At 37.7% G+C, this 20,389-nt stretch carries 17 protein-coding genes and 1 pseudogene; 3 read left to right on the forward strand and 15 right to left on the reverse strand.

Annotation, left to right across the window (positions count from 1 at the left end):
* The first annotated feature begins 5 nt into the window (after window positions 1-5).
* Window positions 6-575, forward strand: a complete 570-nt coding sequence (locus tag AC1M87_RS04195; RefSeq protein ID WP_481593028.1) for a tetratricopeptide repeat protein — start codon at window positions 6-8, stop codon at window positions 573-575.
* Window positions 576-605: 30 nt separating this feature from the next.
* Here the strand turns inward: AC1M87_RS04195 and AC1M87_RS04200 are convergent, their stop codons facing one another.
* On the reverse strand, window positions 606-1,508 hold the full coding sequence (locus AC1M87_RS04200) for a thiamine phosphate synthase (protein ID WP_481593029.1): 903 nt from the start codon (window positions 1,506-1,508) through the stop codon (window positions 606-608).
* 136 nt (window positions 1,509-1,644) lie between these two features.
* Between AC1M87_RS04200 and hemP the strand changes: the two genes are divergently transcribed.
* Window positions 1,645-1,815 (forward strand): hemin uptake protein HemP, encoded by a 171-nt coding sequence (hemP, locus tag AC1M87_RS04205; protein ID WP_035267337.1) that lies wholly within the window; start codon window positions 1,645-1,647, stop codon window positions 1,813-1,815.
* Window positions 1,816-1,915: 100 nt separating this feature from the next.
* Here the strand turns inward: hemP and AC1M87_RS04210 are convergent, their stop codons facing one another.
* The 5 genes from AC1M87_RS04210 to tsaA all read right to left on the reverse strand — a co-directional run bounded on the left by AC1M87_RS04210 (window position 1,916) and on the right by tsaA (window position 7,157).
* A complete protein-coding gene (locus AC1M87_RS04210; protein WP_481593030.1) occupies window positions 1,916-3,250 on the reverse strand; it encodes a sensor histidine kinase in 1,335 nt (444 codons plus the stop codon).
* Window positions 3,251-3,259: 9 nt separating this feature from the next.
* Entirely contained in the window at window positions 3,260-3,925 is a 666-nt protein-coding gene (locus AC1M87_RS04215; RefSeq protein ID WP_481590258.1) for a response regulator transcription factor, read from the reverse strand.
* 146 nt (window positions 3,926-4,071) lie between these two features.
* The gene (locus tag AC1M87_RS04220; RefSeq protein WP_481593031.1) at window positions 4,072-4,449 is read right to left on the reverse strand and encodes a NirD/YgiW/YdeI family stress tolerance protein; all 378 of its coding nucleotides are present in this window, start codon (window positions 4,447-4,449) and stop codon (window positions 4,072-4,074) included.
* Between the two features lie 102 nt (window positions 4,450-4,551).
* Complete coding sequence (tfpB, locus tag AC1M87_RS04225; protein WP_035267342.1) at window positions 4,552-6,309, reverse strand: type IV pilus assembly ATPase TfpB; 1,758 nt, start codon at window positions 6,307-6,309, stop codon at window positions 4,552-4,554.
* Window positions 6,310-6,437: 128 nt separating this feature from the next.
* Window positions 6,438-7,157 (reverse strand): tRNA (N6-threonylcarbamoyladenosine(37)-N6)-methyltransferase TrmO, encoded by a 720-nt coding sequence (gene tsaA / locus AC1M87_RS04230; protein WP_481593032.1) that lies wholly within the window; start codon window positions 7,155-7,157, stop codon window positions 6,438-6,440.
* A gap of 105 nt (window positions 7,158-7,262) precedes the next feature.
* Here tsaA and AC1M87_RS04235 point away from each other — a divergent pair, with 105 nt between their 5' ends.
* Window positions 7,263-8,042 (forward strand): ferredoxin--NADP reductase, encoded by a 780-nt coding sequence (locus AC1M87_RS04235; protein ID WP_035267346.1) that lies wholly within the window; start codon window positions 7,263-7,265, stop codon window positions 8,040-8,042.
* Between the two features lie 235 nt (window positions 8,043-8,277).
* On the opposite strand, the gene AC1M87_RS04240 is transcribed toward AC1M87_RS04235, so the two are convergent.
* From AC1M87_RS04240 to AC1M87_RS04280, 9 genes and pseudogenes are all read right to left on the reverse strand, one after another.
* Window positions 8,278-8,748, reverse strand: coding sequence for a transposase family protein (locus AC1M87_RS04240; protein WP_481593033.1), 471 nt, complete (start codon window positions 8,746-8,748; stop codon window positions 8,278-8,280).
* Window positions 8,696-9,091, reverse strand: coding sequence for a transposase family protein (locus AC1M87_RS04245; protein WP_481593034.1), 396 nt, complete (start codon window positions 9,089-9,091; stop codon window positions 8,696-8,698). The genes AC1M87_RS04240 and AC1M87_RS04245 overlap by 53 nt, the downstream gene beginning before the upstream one ends.
* Before the next feature lie 70 nt (window positions 9,092-9,161).
* Window positions 9,162-9,617, reverse strand: coding sequence for a hypothetical protein (locus AC1M87_RS04250; RefSeq protein ID WP_481593035.1), 456 nt, complete (start codon window positions 9,615-9,617; stop codon window positions 9,162-9,164).
* A 127-nt stretch (window positions 9,618-9,744) separates the two neighbouring features.
* Complete coding sequence (locus AC1M87_RS04255) at window positions 9,745-10,125, reverse strand: tlde1 domain-containing protein (RefSeq protein ID WP_481593108.1); 381 nt, start codon at window positions 10,123-10,125, stop codon at window positions 9,745-9,747.
* Window positions 10,117-10,622: pseudogene (locus tag AC1M87_RS04260) on the reverse strand (RHS repeat domain-containing protein); the annotation flags it as partial. The gene AC1M87_RS04255 and the pseudogene AC1M87_RS04260, both read right to left, overlap by 9 nt.
* A gap of 222 nt (window positions 10,623-10,844) precedes the next feature.
* Window positions 10,845-11,486, reverse strand: a complete 642-nt coding sequence (locus AC1M87_RS04265; RefSeq protein WP_143047428.1) for a tetratricopeptide repeat protein — start codon at window positions 11,484-11,486, stop codon at window positions 10,845-10,847.
* A 93-nt stretch (window positions 11,487-11,579) separates the two neighbouring features.
* Window positions 11,580-11,867 carry a hypothetical protein gene (locus tag AC1M87_RS04270; protein ID WP_481588971.1) on the reverse strand — a complete coding sequence of 96 codons (288 nt, stop codon included), beginning with the start codon at window positions 11,865-11,867 and terminating at the stop codon, window positions 11,580-11,582.
* Window positions 11,867-16,636, reverse strand: coding sequence for an RHS repeat-associated core domain-containing protein (locus AC1M87_RS04275; protein ID WP_481593036.1), 4,770 nt, complete (start codon window positions 16,634-16,636; stop codon window positions 11,867-11,869). Before AC1M87_RS04275 ends, AC1M87_RS04270 begins: the two co-directional genes overlap by 1 nt.
* A gap of 17 nt (window positions 16,637-16,653) precedes the next feature.
* Window positions 16,654-20,229: a type VI secretion system Vgr family protein gene (locus AC1M87_RS04280; RefSeq protein WP_481593037.1), complete on the reverse strand. Its 3,576-nt coding sequence runs from the start codon at window positions 20,227-20,229 to the stop codon at window positions 16,654-16,656.
* Window positions 20,230-20,389 lie beyond the last annotated feature (160 nt).

Raw genomic sequence — 20,389 nt, forward strand, 5'->3', positions numbered from 1 at the left:
GGTTAATGAAAAAACTGAATTTTAGCGTAGTATTCACCAGCATATTACTCTTAGGCGGTTGCCAAACTTTAACCTCCCCTCAAAACTCACAACCGTCTCAGAAACCTAAACAAGCTGAGACTAAAACAACACCATCTCAAAAAGATGCCGATGGTATTAAAATTACGCCTTATGATCGACCCGAAATTAAACGGGAACAATTACAAATTGTTATTCCTGAACAGAAAAGCTCAACTCAAAAATTCGATGATGGCCGCCAACTTCCCGCATTTAAAAATCTAATGCAACAAACCCATCATGCATTTCGTCAAGCAAAATGGAGTGAAGCTGAGAAAGCCGCACTCCAAGCACAAAGACTTGCCCCTCAATCTGCAGAGACCTATATGTATCTCGCGATGATTGCCAATCAAAAAAATGAGGCAAAAAATGCTGAATCGTTGGCAAAACGAGGTCTCAGTTATGCTCAAACAGCAACGATGAAGCGACAACTTTGGCAAATTATTTTGAAATCAGGTCAACTCCAAAAAAATCAAAAACTCATCCAAGAAGCACAAAACCAAATCAAGAAATTTTGATTTAAGCATGAGTTTTACTTTTTAATGCCTTTAAAAAGCACGAATACCAGCAATTCCATAAGCTCCATGTTGTATGGCCTGATCTAATAATTCAGGCTTCATACCGCCTAGCGCATAAACTGGTATATGTATATCTTTTGATAACAATTCAAACTGCGTCCAACCTAAGGATGCTTGCTGAGGATGCGATGTTGTACTCAGTACTGGACTTAAAAATATTGCATCAAAACCTAACGCTACAGCTCGACTGACACTAGAATGGTCATGACAGGATGCGATGCGTTTAATGCCCTTCCATTCCTCCATAAATGAATCAGAATTTAATTGCATCAACTGATCATGTTTAAATTGTACGGCAAATACTTTTTTTTGATTTGATTCTGATAATCCTATCCACACATCACGATTGATAATGAGCTGATCCAGTTGATTATACTGGTTGAGTTGCAGCGCAAAATCTAAAGCATTTTCAGTTCTCAAATAGCTAACTCGATTAAGATCAATGGTTGTATCGAGACGATCTATATTTTTTATTGCAATTTTATTCGGCCAGAGTAGTCGTTTAACAATGGCATCATTAGCTTTAGGAAAATTCAAAATGGTTAGTGCTGAACGATCATGCCATGTCCAAGGACTTTGAATATGATCTAGTAGAGACTGATCAACATAAGCCTGATAAATGTTCAATTTTACGATTAGATCTTCATATTCATGCGTAATAAGATCAAATAAATAGACATGATCTAGAAAAATTCCCACCTCTTCTTGAACTTCACGCTGGCAAGCTTGTTCAGGAGTTTCTCCTAACTCGACTTTCCCTCCAGGAAACTCAGCTTTCCCCCCCTGATGTAAAGAGGCTTCTCTCCACCCTACAAGAACTTGATTTTTATGGAATAACAACGCTATAGAAACATTAATCGTTTTTTTTGACATGATTATCTTTCAAAAAATGAGTACTTAATTGTAAGCATTTTATGTTTTTTTATAAATGAGAAAAATTATCGTTGACAGCTCTATTCGATAATGATTATCATTTAAATAGTTCACCACATACCACGGAGTCCAAGGAATGAACGCACCATTTAGCTTATTCACACGTAATAACGAAAACCACCAAGCATTACCAATGCTTCACTCAAATAATCTATTTGCTCTAGGCAGAGAAATTCGCATCATGCATGCAGGAGAAGAATATCGCCTTCGTCTCACACGAAATAATCGACTCATTTTGACAAAATAAAAATTCTAAAATTTGATAATAATAATCGTGGAACTAAGCAGTATGAATCAGCGCATACTGCTTCTTTAATTTTATTTCTTCAACTTTATAGACACTGGTTTTAATGAAATTTTATTTCAACTTTTAACCCACCTAACTTCGATTTCTTAAATACAATCTCGGCTTGATGTAATTCGACAATTTTACGGCAAATTGATAATCCTAATCCTGAGCCCGTTGTACGTGTGCCTAACTGACGATAAAATCTTTCTCCCAGCCGATCAATCACTGTTTGCTCAATGCCGTGACCTTCATTTTCAATCACAAATAGAATTTCATTATTATTTTGTTTGATTAAAATATCAACGATTCCATTCTGTGGCGTATAGCGGATTGCATTATCGACTAAATTTCGGATGCAGCTAAACATTAACTCAGGATTTGCATTAATCGCATGATTTCCTAACTCAGTTTTAAACTGAATGTTTTTTTCTTGGCTCAAAGGTTGTACTGAATGTAAAACCTCTTTCGTCAAACGGTCTAAATCTATGGACTGTATCGGTACATCTTGCGTTGAAGATGGGTCAAGTCTAGCCAACAAAAGTAAATTTTCTAAAATATTTGAGCCTCTACTCACATCTTTTAGAATCTGCTCTAAGTCTTGTGACAAATCCTCATGATCAGACTGGTATTTTCGTTTTAAAAGTTGTAACCGCATTTGAATCGCTGAAAGTGGCGACCTTAATTCATGGGATGCATCTGCTGTAAAACGTTGTTCCGCAGTAATTGCCCGATCTAAACGCTCCATCATTTGGTTTATTTGACTCACAATAGGTTGCAGTTCTTTTAGTTCTGGTTTTGAAGGTGTAATCGGTGATAAATCCTTAACGGTCTTTTGCGATATTAATTTTGAAAGTTGGTGAATAGATCGAAACTGACGTCGTATAATAAAGTGTAGAATAAACCATTGAATGCCCCATAAAATAATGAGAACACCACCGTAGCCCAGCAAACTTTTGAATAACTGATCAACACGCGCTGACATGGGTTGAAGCATAGTTAGAATTTGCTGATCGCTTTGCTCACTGTAATAACGAAATAATCGTCCTTCTAGCCAAACAAAACCAAAGTGATCATTCTGAAAAAAGACCTTGGAACCAATTTGACTGAAAGCAAGGTCTTGCGATTCAATCAAAATAAGTTCATCGAGCTTTAATTCATATTTGATATCAAATTGTTCACTTAAATCATCTAACTCATTTCCCACATGACTTGAAATATCACTGATCAAAATCAAATCGGCGATTTCATCCATCATATTGTCATGGGTCTGCATGTTCTGGTAAAGCGAGATCACCAATAAAAGAATTAATGCGACAACGCCCGCCAACATCGAACTGAGCATTGAAGACTTAACAAGACGATTCTGTAAAGAAATAGGGTGCTGATCCAACACTGTTCTACCTTAAGTCTGATCTAGATTCATTCGATAACCTAATCCACGAATCGTTTTAATCATGGTTGAGCCTATTTTTTTCCGAATCTGATAAATAAAAACTTCAACTGCATTACTTTCAATTTCATCACCCCAAGCATATAAGGACTCTTCTAGTTGCTCACGTGTCACAACACGTTCAGGATGTTGCATTAACTTATATAAAATTTGGTACTCTTTCGCTGTGAGATTGACAATTTCTGAATTTAATTTAACAACTTTGGCTTGGGGGTCCAAACTCACGGATCCAAACATTAGGATTTGAGACGTGCCTTTGTGCTGAGTACGTAGTTGTGCTCTCACTCTCGCCGAGAGCTCATCTAAACTGAATGGTTTAACTAGATAATCATTAGCCCCCAAATCAAGTCCTCCAACACGATCTTGGATACTGTCTTGGGCTGTAATAAAAATAACTGGTGTATTGTGTTGGTGTTTTCTTAAATGTGTCAGAATGTCATCACCAGTTGCTTTCGGTAATCCACGATCAAGTAATAAACAATCATATTGATGCTGCTCAATTGCTAATATCGCATGATCTCCACGCTCGACCCAATCAACACTATATCCATCCATTTCTAACCAAGCTTTGATACTTTCAGCTTGTGACACATCATCTTCTGCTAATAATATACGCATGTCTCTCTTCACTAAGCCACAATTCATTCACTATAAAGTTTTTCAAAAAAAGATGCATAAAAAAACCACATTTCTGGAGAATGTGGTTTTTTTGGTTTGAGTACTTAAAAGCCATAAATCAAATACTCAATTCAGTAAATAGCTCATTAAAATTGAACTTGATCTACATCAATTTCTACACGCTTAGCAGGCTTATAATCAATATCCACTTCACCAGTTAATACCACAGGTGTTTTTGCAGAGATTGGTTTACCTTGCCAAAGTTCATCATCAATATCCACAGTGATCACACCCGTGCTATCGCGGAATTGATATTTTTCATCACCAGTTGCCTTAACAATATAGCCTTTTAATTTCACTGGGGTATCATCTTTAGCAGTTAACGCACTTTTAACAGTCGCAATTGCTTGCGGTGCAATGGCTGCATGATTAACAGCACTTTGGTTCACTGCCGTATTGGCCATTGCAAATGTAGTTGCACCGACTAAAGCTGTCGCAATTAAAGCTTGATTTAACATTTTCATTTTCTATACCTTTTCAAGTGATGTTTGTTTCGATGAAGCTATTAAAACAAACAAAGCTGAAGCGAATCTTAAGAAATATGAATATTTATTAATCTTTGACAATTAACTTAGTGGTACGACTCTTAGCACCTCTTCTAATGTCGTTACCCCTTCAAGGACTTTTCGAGCTCCCGCAATACGCAACGGCTCTACACCTTCTTTTTTTGCGTGAGCACGTAATTCATCTAAATTAAGATTAGCACTGATTTTTTGTTTTGTTTCTAGAGACACAGGCATAAATTCATATATACCCACCCGCCCCTTATACCCTGTGTGACGACAATGTTCACAACCTTTGGCATGATACACTTGAGCAGGCATCTTCACTAAATACCCATAGGTCAGATGCTCCCATTCTTGAGCATTAATTTCCCGTTTTTCTTTACAATGAGAACATAATTTTCTGACTAACCTTTGCGCCAATACCCCTAAGATTGTTGCCGCTGTTAAAAATGGCTGCACCCCTAGATCATGTAAACGAGTCAAGCTTGAAGGTGCATCGTTTGTATGAAGTGTTGAAAGTACGAGATGACCTGTTAACGCAGCTTGAATCGCCATATTCGCTGTATCTTGGTCTCGGATTTCCCCTACCATGATAATGTCTGGATCTTGGCGCATGAGGGCACGTACACCATCGGCAAAATGAAGATCAATTGCAGGGTTTACCTGCATCTGATTGAAGCTCGGCTCTATCATCTCAATAGGATCTTCAATCGTACAAACATTTAATTGCTCAGTCGCAAGTTGTTTCATTGATGAATACAGGGTTGTGGTTTTACCTGAACCAGTTGGACCTGTCACTAAAATGATGCCGTGACTATTTTTGGTAATGGCATTCCATTGCTCTAGCAGTTTTCCTTCAAAACCCAGTTGTTGGAAACTCCTCACTAATACTTCAGGATCAAAAATTCGCATTACCATTTTTTCGCCTGCTGCAGTAGGCAGAGTTGATAAACGTAGTTCAGTTTCTTGACCCTTAGGAGTACGCGTTTTTAATCGCCCATCCTGAGGACGTCGTTTTTCTGCAACGTTCATACGACCCAGAATTTTAATACGAGAAATTACTGCCGTGAGTGTATTGCTGGGCATGTTATAAATCGTATGCAGCACACCATCGATACGGAATCTAACACGTCCTTTCTCCGCACGAGGCTCAAGATGAATATCACTCGCACCCTGTTCAAAGGCAAATTGAAGCAACCAGTCGACTAATTTTACGATGTGCTGATCGTTGGCATCAGGATTTTGACTATCACCCAATTGTAAAAGGGATTCAACACCTCGGCTCTGTCGGTCGTAAGCTCCTGAATATTGAGAAGAGTTTACTGCTCGGCTCACTTGATAATATTCAATCAAGTAACGTTGTAACTGCTCTGGATTCAGTAAAACCTTAACAATTTTTTTAGGACTTAAGCTCTTTTCTAAATTCTTAACCCAATCATCCAAGAATGGTTGATCTGTACCAATTAAGATCTGATCAGGATGCACCTCCACCGCTAGAATTTTATTTTTGAATGCATATTCTTGTGACATGACCTGAGTCAGTGCTGCAACATCTGCTTTAAGCGGGTCAATCACATAATATTGGAGTTGTGTTTTTAATGCTAACCACTCACATAAGCGTTGCAATGTTAACTTATGTTGAGGTTGAACTTGATCTACCAATTCAAAATGAGCAATCCACTGCAATGGATGCCATTTAAATTGATCTTTTTGGCGGTGTCGGGTTTGTATGAGCAACTTATCTCGCTCTAAAATACGACCATCTTTTAGTAGTTGTTCTAAACACCATGTTGTATCAATTTCAAAATTAAAATTCATTCAAATTGCCCCATTCCTTGAGCCCAACTATAGCAAATTCTTTATTCAACATTAGCCTTTAGCCTATTCAGAATTTACAATTAAATTCATTAGATCAAATTCAGCTTTAAATACATCAGTCCAACAATTTATTCGTTTGCACAAAGTTCAAGTGCAACGATCTCAACCTCAGTATCCACTTTAAATTTGACATTTAAGAGGCCGAAACTTAGCCCATAAATTCGCTCAGGATCATTTTGATAAGATGGTCTTGGATCAAATGACAAAACTTGTTCCAATTCCTTGATTAAACTTTCAGCGACACATTGTTGATCCAACTGTTGATTTCGCTGAATTTCAGCAGTTTTTGACCAAACAACTTTTTTTTGAATTGGCTTATCCTGTGCATAACCGCTCGTCGCCTCAACCAAGGCATCAGAATATTGAATATATGGTTTGATATCGATAACGGGTGTTCCATCTAGTAAATCACTGCCAGACACATACAATCTCAAAGAATCACCTTCTTTAAAAAGTTTTTTGAATTGTACGACTGACATGCCGATAGGTGCTGGACGGTACATGCTTCTTGTCGCAAAGACTCCCACTTTTTTATTTCCACCTAAACGTGGTGGTCTAACTTGAGGCTTAAATTTTTGATTATCCTGATTTTTATTATCGTGAAACTGCCAAATCAGCCATAAGTGACTGAAATCATGTATACCTTCAAAAGCCAGTTCATCATTATATGGCGCCAACAGTTCAATATAACTTTCAACATTTACTAAATTTGGCTGACGTGGAATACCAAACTTTTCTTTGTAGGGAGATCTCATTATACCAATCACAGGTAAAGTCAGCTCATTCATAATCACTTTTTTTGATAAGCTCAATTAAATATATTCAGTTTATCGAGAATGGTTTTAGTTTAGAATAGCAAGCTGTTCTAATTTGATAATTTATTGAGACCTTTAATGGCTGCTTTTAACGTCGAAAAGATTACTCACGTACACCACTGGAATGACACATTATTCAGTTTTAAAACGACTCGCGATACAGCATTGCGTTTTAAAAATGGTCAATTTGTGATGATTGGTTTAGAAGTCAATGGCAAGCCTTTAATGCGTGCATATTCGATTGCTAGCGCGAACTATGAAGAAGAACTTGAGTTTTTCTCTATTAAAGTTCCAGATGGTCCTTTGACATCAATCCTACAAAAAGTAAAAGTTGGTGATGAAATTTTAGTTTCTAAAAAACCGACTGGTACACTTGTTCTTGATGATTTAAATCCTGGTAAAAACTTGTATCTTTTATCATCAGGTACTGGTTTAGCTCCTTTCCTTTCGACTATCCGTGATCCAGAAACTTATGAGCGTTTCGAGAAAATCATCGTTGTACACGGTACACGCTATATCTCAGAATTGGCTTATCAAGACCTTATTCAAAATGAAATTCCAAACCATGAGTTCTTTGGGGAACTTGGTGCGAAAGAAAAGTTAATTTATTACCCAACAGTTACACGCGAAGACTTCCATACTCAAGGTCGTGTTACAACTGCGATTGAAACTGGTGCTCTTTTCGAGAAAATCGGCTTACCTCGTTTTAATCCTGAAACTGACCGTGCAATGTTATGTGGTTCTCCTGCATTCCTTGACGATGTAGCTGCACTTCTTGATCAACATGGCTTAAAAGAATCTCCACGTATGGGTGTTCTTGGTGATTATGTGATTGAACGTGCTTTTGTTGAAAAATAAAATTACGTACAAAAAAAAACCGAGCTTTTTTGCTCGGTTTTTTTATGGAGTGTTTTATTTTCCCTATTATTTAAATCGATTTTATCTTGATTTAACTCTGTAGTAACTTTATTCAGCAATGCTGAACTAGAAGCAATATCGTCATTTCAGATATTCAACATTCACAGTAATCACTACCACTTAGTTTCTAATGTATTAACTTTAATACTAGTAAACAATAGGGTTCTTTCATAAATCATTTTTTACTCAGTTCCATATTGTATATTCCAGCAATTAAATTGAATCTTAAACCCAGTCTTTTTCCTCGATTACGATATCGCTCGGCAAGGATTTTGAAGGTCTTCAAAGTTCCAAATACATGCTCAATCCCAATTCTTCTTTTATTGATTTCTTGGTTATAAAGTTTTAGCTCAGGATGTAGTTTACAGCGCTTTTTTGCTTTTAATGGCAATAGACTATTTGGATACACTGCATAGATCCCTTGATAGCCTTTATCTGCAAGAATAAAGGTATTTGCAGGAATTTGATTTAAGTTCTGTTTGAAGAGCTCGAAATCATGTACCGCTCCACGACTTGTACATAAACTCAGAATTTGCTGAGTTCTATAATGAATAATGGCCTGTACTTTAAAGGTATGCGCTTTCTTTTTGCCACTATAGCTTTTCTTCTGTTTTTTTAGGTCTTTGTATTGGTATTTCTGTGGCATCAACAATCACCACATTCCAGTCGATGCCTTCACCTTCAGGCAAATTCTTCGGTAAATTAAATAGATTGGACTTGATCAGGCAGTCTTCTACATGACGTACGACTCTTGAAGCAGTGGGCTCTGACACACCAAAGCTTGTTGCAACATGGAATAAGGTTCTGTATTCGCGCCAATAACTTAAACACAGAAGGATTTGAACTTCTGTGCTCAATTTAGTTGGTCTACCTTTAGTAGGGACATACATTTTTAGTTGTTCAACCATTGAATCAAAGGTTGACCATGAGATGCTTGTGTATCGCTTAAACTGTGTTTCAGAAAGCTTCTTTGAATCAATGTATTTCATCCGCAGATTATGCATGAAGATTTAAAATTCTTCGGTACAAATAATCAACTAAAGATAGATCTTTTTTGATTTATGAAAGAGATCTAATAGAGCTATTATTTTCTAATAATATATTTTCCCAATAATTTATTGAATCCTTATCTTTTTTATTAAGACTTTCATAACCCTTACTCATTTTAAATTTTTTTATTTTTAGAATTAAATTTGTATTATCCCTCTTTGATAATAATTCATTTAAAAGCAACAAACCACCACCATTATACTCTAAATTTTTTGAGCCCCATATTATTATTGAATAGTAAAAATCATCTTGGTCTTTTTGATTTTTTCTTTCAATTTCTAATGACTGCTTTTCTAACCCACCAAATAAATAAAAATCTTTAAGGAAAAAAGAAATTAAAACTTTAGATGACTCTAATTGAAACCTCGAGTCAATCGATTTAAATTTATATAATAAAGCTAAATATAATATCAATATAGCCAAAATTAATACAAAAAAAATGTAAGAAATTTTTTTTAAAATCATAACATATTCCATTCTAATTTATTTAACATGTAATATTCCATAAAGTTTAAGCTGTCTATTCTTTCTGTACCATTTATCCTCATACTCAATCGTTGAAGTCGATGTTTTGTCAAGCATTTCCTTTAATTTACCCCCAACTCTCTCTCCCTTGTTGATCAAAACTACTGATTGTTACACAACCATGACTAACAGTACCCGGATGAAGGCGAAAACCGAATCGTTTATTACCATATTGGTCTATAGTCTCATCATCTATTTTTTCATCAATTTTTAATAACCCGTACCAATGATTATTATTGGGTCTGTCTGGATTAGGATATTCCGTTATATAATATGATCCTGGTGGTATTGGTTTTTCGTAATTATTTCCATTAGCGTTAAATACTCCCTCTTGACTAATATGACCACCAGTGAAAGCACCTATCCTCATTGATTCTTTCGTATCAACATCTGTAATAATCATTGTATTATTTTTACTACTAAATCCTATTCCAACTTGCAACCCCATTGGATCGACCCACTGATTCAGATCACTTACATAAGCGAAGTTATTTAAACCACCTAATAGACTGATCGGGTCTTTACTTATGCACTAAATGGTTCATAATATCTGTAACGGTTGTAATGTAATCCTGTTTCCTCATCATGATATTGCCCTTGGAAACGGATATCACTTTGTTCTAATGGGTTCTCTTGGTGCTTCACTTTGATCTGTTGTGTTTGTCCCCATGTATTCAGCGTTAACTCCCAAATACATTCACCTTGTTCATTACTTAAGGCTTGAGGTGTTCCAACTTGGTCACAGTGGTAGAACGCAATCTGTTCTAACTCTGTTCGACTCTTCCTTGAGTCTGTTCTCCACACTGGATCTTTATGGATGGAATACGGTTCTGTTTTAAACCTTTGGTAATTCGGTGTTTCTATCAGTTGTATAAAGTGTTGATACCCTGCTTGGAATAGCGGTACAAAGCTATTCGGCTCATAGATATAGTGTTTGATATAGCTTTGATTGCCTTGTTCTGTGTTGTTTTTATCTAATGAGTGCTCGGTTATATGCAGGCCAATTGGTTGTGCGGTAGATTTTGTGTGTAAGCTTCTTCATTTGAAAATTATATGGCTGAAGAAGCCCTTAAGAATAACTTTGTGCAACAAAGCCATAAACACAATAAAAATTCTAGCCTACTATTTCATTTTTTTAAAATACAATATCAATAGGCTTTAAATTTACTAATTTTGATTTAAAACATCTAGTCTTTCTAAGTTTTCTTTAGCTAATAAAAATCCATTACTCAACGATAGTTTATACCAATATTTAGCTTTAACCATATTTTTTTCTACACCTTCGCCATGCTCATACATCCAAGCTAAATTATTTTGTGCTAATGAATCATTCATATTAGCAGCTAGTTGAAAATAATGGAACGCCTTATTATTATCTTTCCGAATTATCTTCCCATCGTAATATTGCACTCCAAGCTCAGTAATTGATGGCAAGAAATCGTTTTCAACTGAAAACTCTAAGTTTTCTAACATTTTATTACTATTATTTTGATCTCTATAAATTAAAGCCAATTGATAAGCCCCTAAACTATCTCCCAAGTTTTTGGCAGACAAAAACCACTTCTTAGCTTTTTCAACCTCATTTTTTTCTAGATACAAAAAACCTAAGGAATAATGTGCCGGCGAAAAACAATATTTAGCTGACTCAATTAACAAAATCTCAGCCTTTTCATAATCTACTAGAACATTATTCCCAACCAAATAAGAATAACCATAATAATAACTTTTATAAAAATTATCATTCATTTTGTTAATATTATACTTAACTTTCTTATTATTTCCCTGTAAATTATATAAACTATTCTCCATAACTTTATCCGCTATCGAATAATCAATATCAATACAGTTTGCATATACAAAAAAAGGGGAAAATAAAAATATAAACAAAAATTTAATCAAAGATCACCTCAACATAACAAATATAGAAATTAAAAACATGACCAAAAATACTATTTGCACTATATAAAAAATTTTTATTTTTTCACTATAATAGCCACCACCCCCTCCTTTAAATAAAATTTTTTTTATATATACAATATGATTTATACTTTTTAAGTTAAAATCAATATAACTTTCAACCTCTCCTTTTTCTAAAAGATATTTATACAAATAAAACCGAACTAAACAAAAACTTATTATAAAAAAAAGCAAACTCAAAATAAAAATTAAAACAATTAAACCATCAGTCATTATCTTAGCCCCCCGAAATCTAAAGGTTTTGTTGGAAGCATTCTTTGATTTTGCCTAATTTGTTCATAATCAATTTTTGTTTCAGGAGCCAAGGCATCTTTTGATCTTTTCTCCCCACTTACTCCACTTACAGCTGCTCCTAATCCCACACCCACTGAAGCATTTCCATAAAGCCCTCCCCCCCTTGAATAACCAACACAAGTTTGTACTGCTAATCCTAGTCCTGCGCTAGCACACAATTCATAATATTTACCATCTGTTTGCGTACCCGCATTAATAACCTCTCTTGTTGAAGTAACTTCCAAAGCAACTCCGTATGCATTTCCGCCTCTAACATTATACTTCCCATTCCCATCATAGCCTGCAGATGCTGTTACACCAACTAAAGCTGCAGCAGTAGCGTTTACATTCATACCAGTAAGTACCCTATCAGTCATTTGATATAGTTCTGGTGCATCCTTAAGTCTAGTTGGTATTTTTGCTCCAGGAATGCGTTCAACAAATGCCTCTCTCATAGCGCTACCAAGAGTTTCATCCAACCCCAACGGATCCACCCACTGATTCGGATCACTTACATAAGCTGAGTTATTTAAACCACCTAATAGACCAATCGGATCTTTACTTATATACCGTGCACTAAATGGTTCGTAATATCTGTAACGGTTGTAATGTAATCCTGTTTCCTCATCGTAATATTGCCCTTGGAAACGGATATCACTTTGTTCTAATTGGTTCTCTTGGTGGTTCACTTTGATCTGTTGTGTTTGTCCCCATGTATTCAGCGTTAACTCCCAAATACATTCACCTTGTTCATTGCTCAATGCTTGAGGTGTTCCTACTTGGTCACAGTGGTAAAACGCAATTCCTTCCAACTTCGCTCTATTCTTTCTTGGGTCTGTTCTCCATACTGGGTCTTTATGGATTGAGTAGGGTTCTGTTTTAAATCTTTCGTAATTCGGTGTTTCAATCAATTTAATGAAACTTTGATACCCTGCTTGTAAGAGCGGTACAAAGCTATTCGGCTCATAGATATAGTGTTTGGTATAGCTTTGCTTGCCTTGATCTGTGTTGTTTCTATCTGTTGGATATAAACTGGTTTTTGATTCCCAGATCATTAAATCCCCATCCCAACCAAATAAGGTCAGGCTGTTGATTGTTTTGTTGGCTTTATATAAGCGTCGTCCAAAAACATCGTAGCCGTATTCAGTAATTTGCCCATTATGGTCGCTTTCGATTAAGCGATTTAAATTGTCCCACTTCAGTTTTAGTTGTTGGTCTGCCTGCTGGGTTTCAATCACATTACCTTGGGCATCGTATTTGTAGTGTTTGCCTTGATAGTGTTTCACCAAGTTGTTATTGATTTCTGCACTTTGCGTTACAACTGGGTCTACTAAGTTGCCCGCTGGGTCAAAATGGTAACGTTCAGTTTGCTTTGAGCTTTGCGCTTGTATTAAGCGACCAATCGCATCGTATTGATAACTAAGTATGCCTTTTTGACTGTCTTGAACTTGAGTCAACAAGTAGTTGGCATCATAAGTGTATTGGCGTTGTGCCTGATGTTGTGTTCTATTGGCTGTTTCTTGTTCTACGTGTATATGCTGTGCAATCAGCAATCCAACGTCATTATATTGGTTGCTTTGGATTAAACCATTGGCAAGGTAACGTTCTGTTTCTCGGTGTAGGTCATCACGTTTAAAACCAACCATGTCTTTTTTATTTAGGGCAATACCGTAGATATGTCCTGATCCATAAGTTAAGTGGCTAATTTCCTGACCATCCGGACGAACAGTTTTGATGAGATTGCCGAGTTCATCGTATTCATAGCGTAGTACTGCAGTCATTGGTTTCAGATTTGGCACTTGGTAGTGTTGGTGTTCTCTAACCAATTGTCCTATCGCATTATGGTAGAAGTCGTTTTGGCTCTGTTGGTTCTTTGCTTGAATTAACTGGCTATTCAGATTGTAAGTAAACTCTTCTGTTTGTTGTTGTTTACTTTTGCGGTGAATGTAGGTTTTTGACGCAATTTGTCCGTCTTCATAGTAGCCAAATTGTGTGATGATATTCGGTTGTTGAATGTAGCTAAGTCGACCAAGCTCATCGTAACTATAGTGTTTTTCTTCACCATCAAAGGCTTGTTCTCGTGTGAGATAACCATAACTGTTGTATTCGAATACATATTCTGCATGGTTTTGGTTGATAAGTTTCTGTATACGCCCTTGTTTATCCCAGTGATAAGCAATTTGGTGTTTGTTGGCATCAAGGCGTTTTTCTAATAGCCCCACTGCATTGTAGTGATATTGAGTCACCAGTCCTTTGGTATCAATGTGTTTGAGAAGGCGTCCTTCTTGGTCATGTTCAAAGTGTTCTTTTTGTTCATCTGGGTAAATGATCGTTTTGAGTTGGCCTTTGTCTATACCTTGATCACTATAGATGTATTGCACACCTGTTTGATCTGCGGCTTGTTGTTGCTTAAGTAGCCCTTCCTCATCATATTGCCAAGCACTTTCTTTACCCGAACAATCGATATAGGAGATCATTTGTCCAAGGTCGTTGTATTGGATTTTCTTAACACCACCTTTGGCATCAGTAATTTCAATCAATTGACCTTCGGCATTGTAATTATATTGTGTTGTGTGACCCAATGGATTGATTTCTTTGGTCATCAAGCCATCTGCATTGTATTCGCGTTTCCAAATATGACCTTCAGGATCTTTTATTTCAGTTAGATTTTTATATTCATCATAAGCAAATCGAATCACTCCGCCATTTGGTTGAATGATTTTACTCAGCTGACCTTCTTCATTGTATTGCTGTTGAGTTTCACGACCACTGTAATCAATCTCTCGAGTGATACGTTTATGTTGATCACGTGAATACCATTTTTCACGACCATCTGCTAATCGAATACGATAAGTAAAACCATCTAAATCAAAGTAGTAATAAGTCGGCACGTTGTAAGCATCATACACAGCGACTTGACGCAGACGAGGATGCCATTTTAAAGTTGTTTTAAAGCTTCCATCATCTGCCCATTCTTCAATGGCTTTTGCATTTGGTTCATTCGAATCATAACGAATATTTTGACCACGACCTGATCGATCGGTATAACGTGTTAATTGATGATACGCATTATATGAATACTGACGAGCGTGACCATTCTCATCATATGCTTCTACTAAATTTCCGTCATGATCGTACCCATAACGAGCAAGAGGTTGTTCTTGATCATCCACAAATATGGCGATAATTTTTGCTTGATCATTGTAAGCAAATTTTAAAATTTGCTGAGTCTTCTTAAAATTAAAATGGACGGTTTGTAAATAAGCTTTGCTATTTAGCAAGATATAACGAAGATCAACTTGTTCTTGAGTTGATGAATTTTTCTCTTGTGTAAGCTGATAACTTTGACCTTGATCGAATGTACTAAATTGATAATCCCATTCTGTTCCAAAATTTAGGACTAATTCACCCTGTTCATTTAGCCGCGTTGTAATACCTTGGAATGGAACTTCATAGGATTCACTCATAATGATCGATGGCAATTGTTGTTTTCTGCCTTTCGCATCAATAAACAAATAACCCTTTTCATTTGGAACAATCAAATTAGAAAAAGGCATTAACCAACGAGCACCCAAAGCACCGTTATCGAATTCCGCCATTTGGGAGTTATAAAGTCGATTGAATACTAATCCCAGCTTAGGTAGGCTGAAGTCTACATGGGAAACTCGTTCAGCACCTATAGAATAGCTAATACTATGAGCAGTATTGGTTTCAGCACTTGTTGTTGGTTCAGCTGGATTCAAACATGGAGGATCCATTAATGCATCTGCTTGCAAACTTACAAATTCAAGGATATCGCCATCAGTTTGACGCTCAAATTCACCAGTTTGATTAATCGGAACACTGGCATTTCCCTTATTTTGATTATCTTGAATAGCTTTAAGTGTTTGTTGAATGAGCCAACCAAGACTGTATTGCAAGCTTGGGTTTGTCTGATTCTGCAAATCGTTACTAATCGAAGTAATCGCCTCTACAAGTAAAGTTTCAAAATGACTTGAAGTTGCTTCAATTTTAGGCGTTAAATCTGCTTGAGGCTCAACACTGAGTAAATCTATTAATGGTATTGCCCAATTTTGAAATTGTAAATTTGGATCTCTTTTTTCAGCTGATGCGCTCGATGTTGTTTCCGTTGCAACAGACGATAATGAAGATGATTGAAGAGATTTTAGAATCTTAACAGCCAAGGCATTTGCATTCGTTAATAAGTCCGCTAATTTAGCTTGTGTCTCTTTTAGATAGGTCTCTAAATTCCCTGCCATTCTTGCATTAAGATGTAATTCCATACGTCGAATGTCAGTTGACTTAATTTTACCATTTTCAGGATATAGACATTCAGCCATTAATCCTAAAATGGGACGTAAACCCATCCTTGCATGTGCTTCATGTTTAGGCTCTGCAAACAATCCAATTAAATTCGCACCAAGTAAAGCATTTCGTTGTATTGAAAGCACTTCTGTTTGAGGAGACATTGCATACAACAATAAATCAAGCACACTTCCACTTAAAGCATATATATTAGCTACAGTAGTTATATGGGCATTTGCTTTGACTTTAAGTAATGATGTTTGGCCACAGACCACAAGGAAATTTTCAATTTGATTAGCAATAACTTGTAAGTCAGCTACACTACTCACACTGTCTAAGTTAAATACAGCAAGTTCAACACTCGATTGTGCATTATTAGAAACTTGTTCGTTTTCAGTTACCATGACTAACCTATATATTTTTAATCTTTTAAGTTTTTCGCGTTATATTGTTCTAAATCAGGACGATCATTACTCGTTTTTAATCGAGTTGTTTCCGTATATTTAATGCCGCCAGATTGATAATATTTTTGTGAAATAAACTGATCATCTGCTGATGTTGAATTGTTTGTACTCACATCTACTTTATTCACTTGTATAGGCTTATTAATCTCAACAGTCTTTTGATTTGTTAACAATGGAGCTGGATTCGATTTCGTACTGATTCTTGTTGTTTCGGTATACGTTAATCCGCCAGATTGATAATATTTCTGTGCAATGTAGTCATCAGTTACAATGACCTTTTCAGATTGATTCGTAATATTTTCCTGATCCAATGCTGTATCAAAATTTGTATTTGGCATAAACCCAGTTGAATTCATAAAATTCGGAATCAACTTCGATGTGACCTGCTGAGTTATAAAATCAACGCCTTGCGTACGAATCATATCTAGTGATTGAGAAGGATTTACTGCCATTTGGCTTATAGTCTTCAATTGATCAGGACTTAAACCTAAATTTAATTTTTCTGAAATGCCACCTAAAGTAGAACTTGCCACTTGATTTTTGAGTTGCCCAACAGTTTGGTCTGCTAGACCTTTTAAAGCATTTTTGCCTATATCCTTTAAATTCATACTATCAAGTTGAGTCAAATTATTTTTAACTTGAGCCATTAAATTCTGACCCAGCTGATTTAAGCTCGAGTTCACAAAATTAGATGCACCAGGAATTACTGCATCTGCCCAATCATAACTTCGCGAAAAATGACTTGATAATACCCAAGGACTTCGCTCATCTTTATCAAAAATCACTTGTGCACCACCAGGAGCAATTCCTGTTACTTGAGCAAAACCATTCGCATCTAATTTCCCTGTTATTGTCTTCCCAAGAGAGTCAATAACTTTATATCCAGCTCCTTTAAAGAATTCACTTCCACCATAACTTCTTAAAAGATTCAATGCGCCTTTTAACGGTTGCATTGTTGGCAATTGAGCTGAAGTACTTACACTCGTTCCCGGCTTAAATAAATGTTGTCCAGCTTTGACTTCAAACTTGCCAGCTGTGGTCGGTAAAACTCCCGAACTGCTAATTTCAATCTGTGAGCCGCCACCGATCAACACTATTTTTTTTGCTGCTTTAATTTCAATTCGATCTTCCGTGGAAATAATCTGCACCCCCTTTCTTGCAATCAGATCAGCACCATCTCCTTGAGCTTGAATCTCGATCTTGCCTTTCCCTGCATACAGTCGTGCTCCTTCTTGCGCTGCAAATAAACTGATCTTTTTGCTGGCATGTCCGATGATGCTGTCTTGGGTGCTGGTGTTAATACTTCCTTGTGCAATCTGGTTGATCTGCCCATCTGCACTGAGGTGGATGTCTTCGTTACTTTCTACGGCAATTGAACTTGGTGAAGCCAAGAGCATGATCGCTTGTTTAAAAGCCGCGGCTTTGCTTTGGTCTTCGCTCTCTAAGTTCTTGAGATAGCCCTGTAGGTTTTCGAGTAAGCTCAGTGGATCAGTTTGTTGATTTTTTGCCACTTCACTGAGGGCTTTGGCGTTGTTTAAGCTACTTTCGAGTTGTTGTTTGGCTTCGCTTGCATCTAAATGGTTTGCTTTGGCTTCTTCTTGTTTGTAGGTGGAGATGAGTATGCCTTCGCCCGCTCGTACTGCACCCCATTGGTCTGTTCTGAGTTCGAAGCCTTCGCCGCGTCCTTCGCTTTCTGCTGTTGCTTTGGGATGACTGAGATTCCCTAGGTTGAGTTGGCTCGTCCCGTGGGTGTTTTGCAGTTGGGTGGAGATTTGTCCTGTGGTGTCATCAAAGCGGAGTTGTCCATAGCCTTCGCCTTGGACTTCTTTACTTTTAATCCCTGCGAGTTTTTTGGTGTCCGGCAGTTGGCCTTGACTGTCGAATCGAGTTGGGCTGCGTTGGGCTTCATGTAGGCGTCCCACCACAAAGGGACGGTCGATGTTGCCGTCAAAGAAGTCGATAACTACGATTTCATTGATTCGAGGGAGGAAGCGTGCACCATAGCCTTCGCCTGCCCATGGGGTCAGTACATCAACCCAAGCTGAATCGGTGTCGTTGTTGTTACTGCCTGCACCGCCATCAAATTGGTGGTCTTCTGCTCGGGTAAATAGGAAGCGTACTTTGATGCGTCCCCATTCATCGACATGGATTTCTTCTCCTGCAGGTCCCACCACTTTGGCGCGTTGCGGATGGGTGCTAGGTCGATGTTGTAAGGGGTTATATTCGGGTACGGTTTTGATGTTGCGTCGTTGTAGGATGAGTTCGCTGGCTTGGCGTTCTTGGTCCGTGTGGGTTGCTTGGTTGGTGTTTGTCTTGTGTTTTGGCGTCCATTGGCTGCGTTGTAGCAGTTGTTGGACTTGTTGGTCTAAGTCTTTGGGTAGGTTGTTTTGGTTGTAGTAGCGTTTGCCTACAATGAGGAATTCTTGGTCAGCTCCGCTGTGTTGTGCAATTTCTGGATGGCCATCGAGTTTGAACCAGTAGCCGACTTGGCTGTCTCTGACGCTGGCTTTGGCGATGAATTGTTTGCTTTGTCCAGCGTAGTAGTCGCTGAGGTGTTGGTTGAGTTTTTCGACTTGGCTATTGCCTGAGGCAGTGGCTTGGTCTTCGCCTTTGAGGTCTTGGATCCATGCAGGGCTGATGTGCCATGCTTGTTCGAGACCTAGGCTGGCATTGTCTTGGTGGTCACTGTGTTGGTGTTTGCTTTGTACTGAGCCTGCGCCTTCTTCTTGTTCGAGGGCTGTGGCTTGCCAGCGTTGTAGGTGGACTGCGGTGGGTTGTAGGCTACGTTGTCCGATAAAACTGGTGATGCTATCAAATTGTTCTGTCGCATCACTACGATGGTAGCGAATGTTGCGTCGGTTAAGGGCTTGGTATTGGCTGTTGTCATCAATCAGGCGGAGCTTTTGTGCTTCGATCGGGCTGTTGTTACTCGGTACAATCGGTTGGGCTTCATCAATGAGCCAGTTAATGCCTTCACTGCGTAGTAAGCGAGTCAGAAAGTCGTAGTCGCTTTCGTTACTTTGCATGATGAAGGGTCGGATGTCGTATTGTTGTTGCAATCCACTGTGGTCTAGGCTGAGGCTCGAGGCAAAGAGTGGGCTTTTGTTTTGCCATTCTTCAAAGAGAATTTCCACCACTTCGACCACGGATTTGTTCATAAATACGCGGCTGTTGCGGCGTTTGTGCCAAAGTAAAGTTGCATCGTTAAGCGTGAGTTTGTAGAGGGTCAGTGCCCCATCGCTTTGTCCTTGTGAGGCTTCGGTGATGATGCCGGTGGTTCTAAACAGGGTGCCTTGATCAGTGACTTGATCGACGGCAACTTGTGTGCCGATGAATTGTTTGAGTGGAATTAAGGCATTGGTCGAGAGACAGATGAGTTCTGCTTGCACGCCTTCGTTAAGGACATGGCTGCCATCGATGCGTTGGAGGAAGACTTGGCTATTCAGTTGTGAATGACTGAATTGGATGTGGAGGGCTCTGTTTTGGGCGGTTAGGCCGAGCTGTTCCAATGCCGAAAAGATGTTGGCAAGCATGGTTATTATCTGTCTTTTATAATTTAATAAGGCTAAAGAATTTCTTAATATTTAAACAAAAAACAGACACGATAAACAGGTCCTGTTACACAAAACACCCATTTATTGTGAAATAAAATTACAAATAAAATATAGATTTGATTTAACAAATAATATAAAG

Source organism: Acinetobacter sp. 24-47-62 (assembly GCF_056779765.1).

Bases quoted from the DNA above. Each gene is read 5' to 3' on its own strand.
- AC1M87_RS04265 (WP_143047428.1), bottom strand. From the start codon at position 11,486: ATGGAGAATAGTTTATATAATTTACAGGGAAATAATAAGAAAGTTAAG.
- tfpB (WP_035267342.1), bottom strand. From the start codon at position 6,309: ATGAATTTTAATTTTGAAATTGATACAACATGGTGTTTAGAACAACTA.
- AC1M87_RS04245 (WP_481593034.1), bottom strand. From the start codon at position 9,091: ATGAAATACATTGATTCAAAGAAGCTTTCTGAAACACAGTTTAAGCGA.
- hemP (WP_035267337.1), top strand. From the start codon at position 1,645: ATGAACGCACCATTTAGCTTATTCACACGTAATAACGAAAACCACCAA.
- AC1M87_RS04235 (WP_035267346.1), top strand. From the start codon at position 7,263: ATGGCTGCTTTTAACGTCGAAAAGATTACTCACGTACACCACTGGAAT.
- AC1M87_RS04220 (WP_481593031.1), bottom strand. From the start codon at position 4,449: ATGAAAATGTTAAATCAAGCTTTAATTGCGACAGCTTTAGTCGGTGCA.
- AC1M87_RS04240 (WP_481593033.1), bottom strand. From the start codon at position 8,748: ATGCCACAGAAATACCAATACAAAGACCTAAAAAAACAGAAGAAAAGC.
- AC1M87_RS04255 (WP_481593108.1), bottom strand. From the start codon at position 10,125: ATGGGGTTGCAAGTTGGAATAGGATTTAGTAGTAAAAATAATACAATG.
- AC1M87_RS04250 (WP_481593035.1), bottom strand. From the start codon at position 9,617: ATGATTTTAAAAAAAATTTCTTACATTTTTTTTGTATTAATTTTGGCT.
- AC1M87_RS04195 (WP_481593028.1), top strand. From the start codon at position 6: ATGAAAAAACTGAATTTTAGCGTAGTATTCACCAGCATATTACTCTTA.
- AC1M87_RS04200 (WP_481593029.1), bottom strand. From the start codon at position 1,508: ATGTCAAAAAAAACGATTAATGTTTCTATAGCGTTGTTATTCCATAAA.
- AC1M87_RS04270 (WP_481588971.1), bottom strand. From the start codon at position 11,867: ATGACTGATGGTTTAATTGTTTTAATTTTTATTTTGAGTTTGCTTTTT.
- AC1M87_RS04275 (WP_481593036.1), bottom strand. From the start codon at position 16,636: ATGGTAACTGAAAACGAACAAGTTTCTAATAATGCACAATCGAGTGTT.
- tsaA (WP_481593032.1), bottom strand. From the start codon at position 7,157: ATGAATGAGCTGACTTTACCTGTGATTGGTATAATGAGATCTCCCTAC.
- AC1M87_RS04215 (WP_481590258.1), bottom strand. From the start codon at position 3,925: ATGCGTATATTATTAGCAGAAGATGATGTGTCACAAGCTGAAAGTATC.
- AC1M87_RS04280 (WP_481593037.1), bottom strand. From the start codon at position 20,229: ATGCTTGCCAACATCTTTTCGGCATTGGAACAGCTCGGCCTAACCGCC.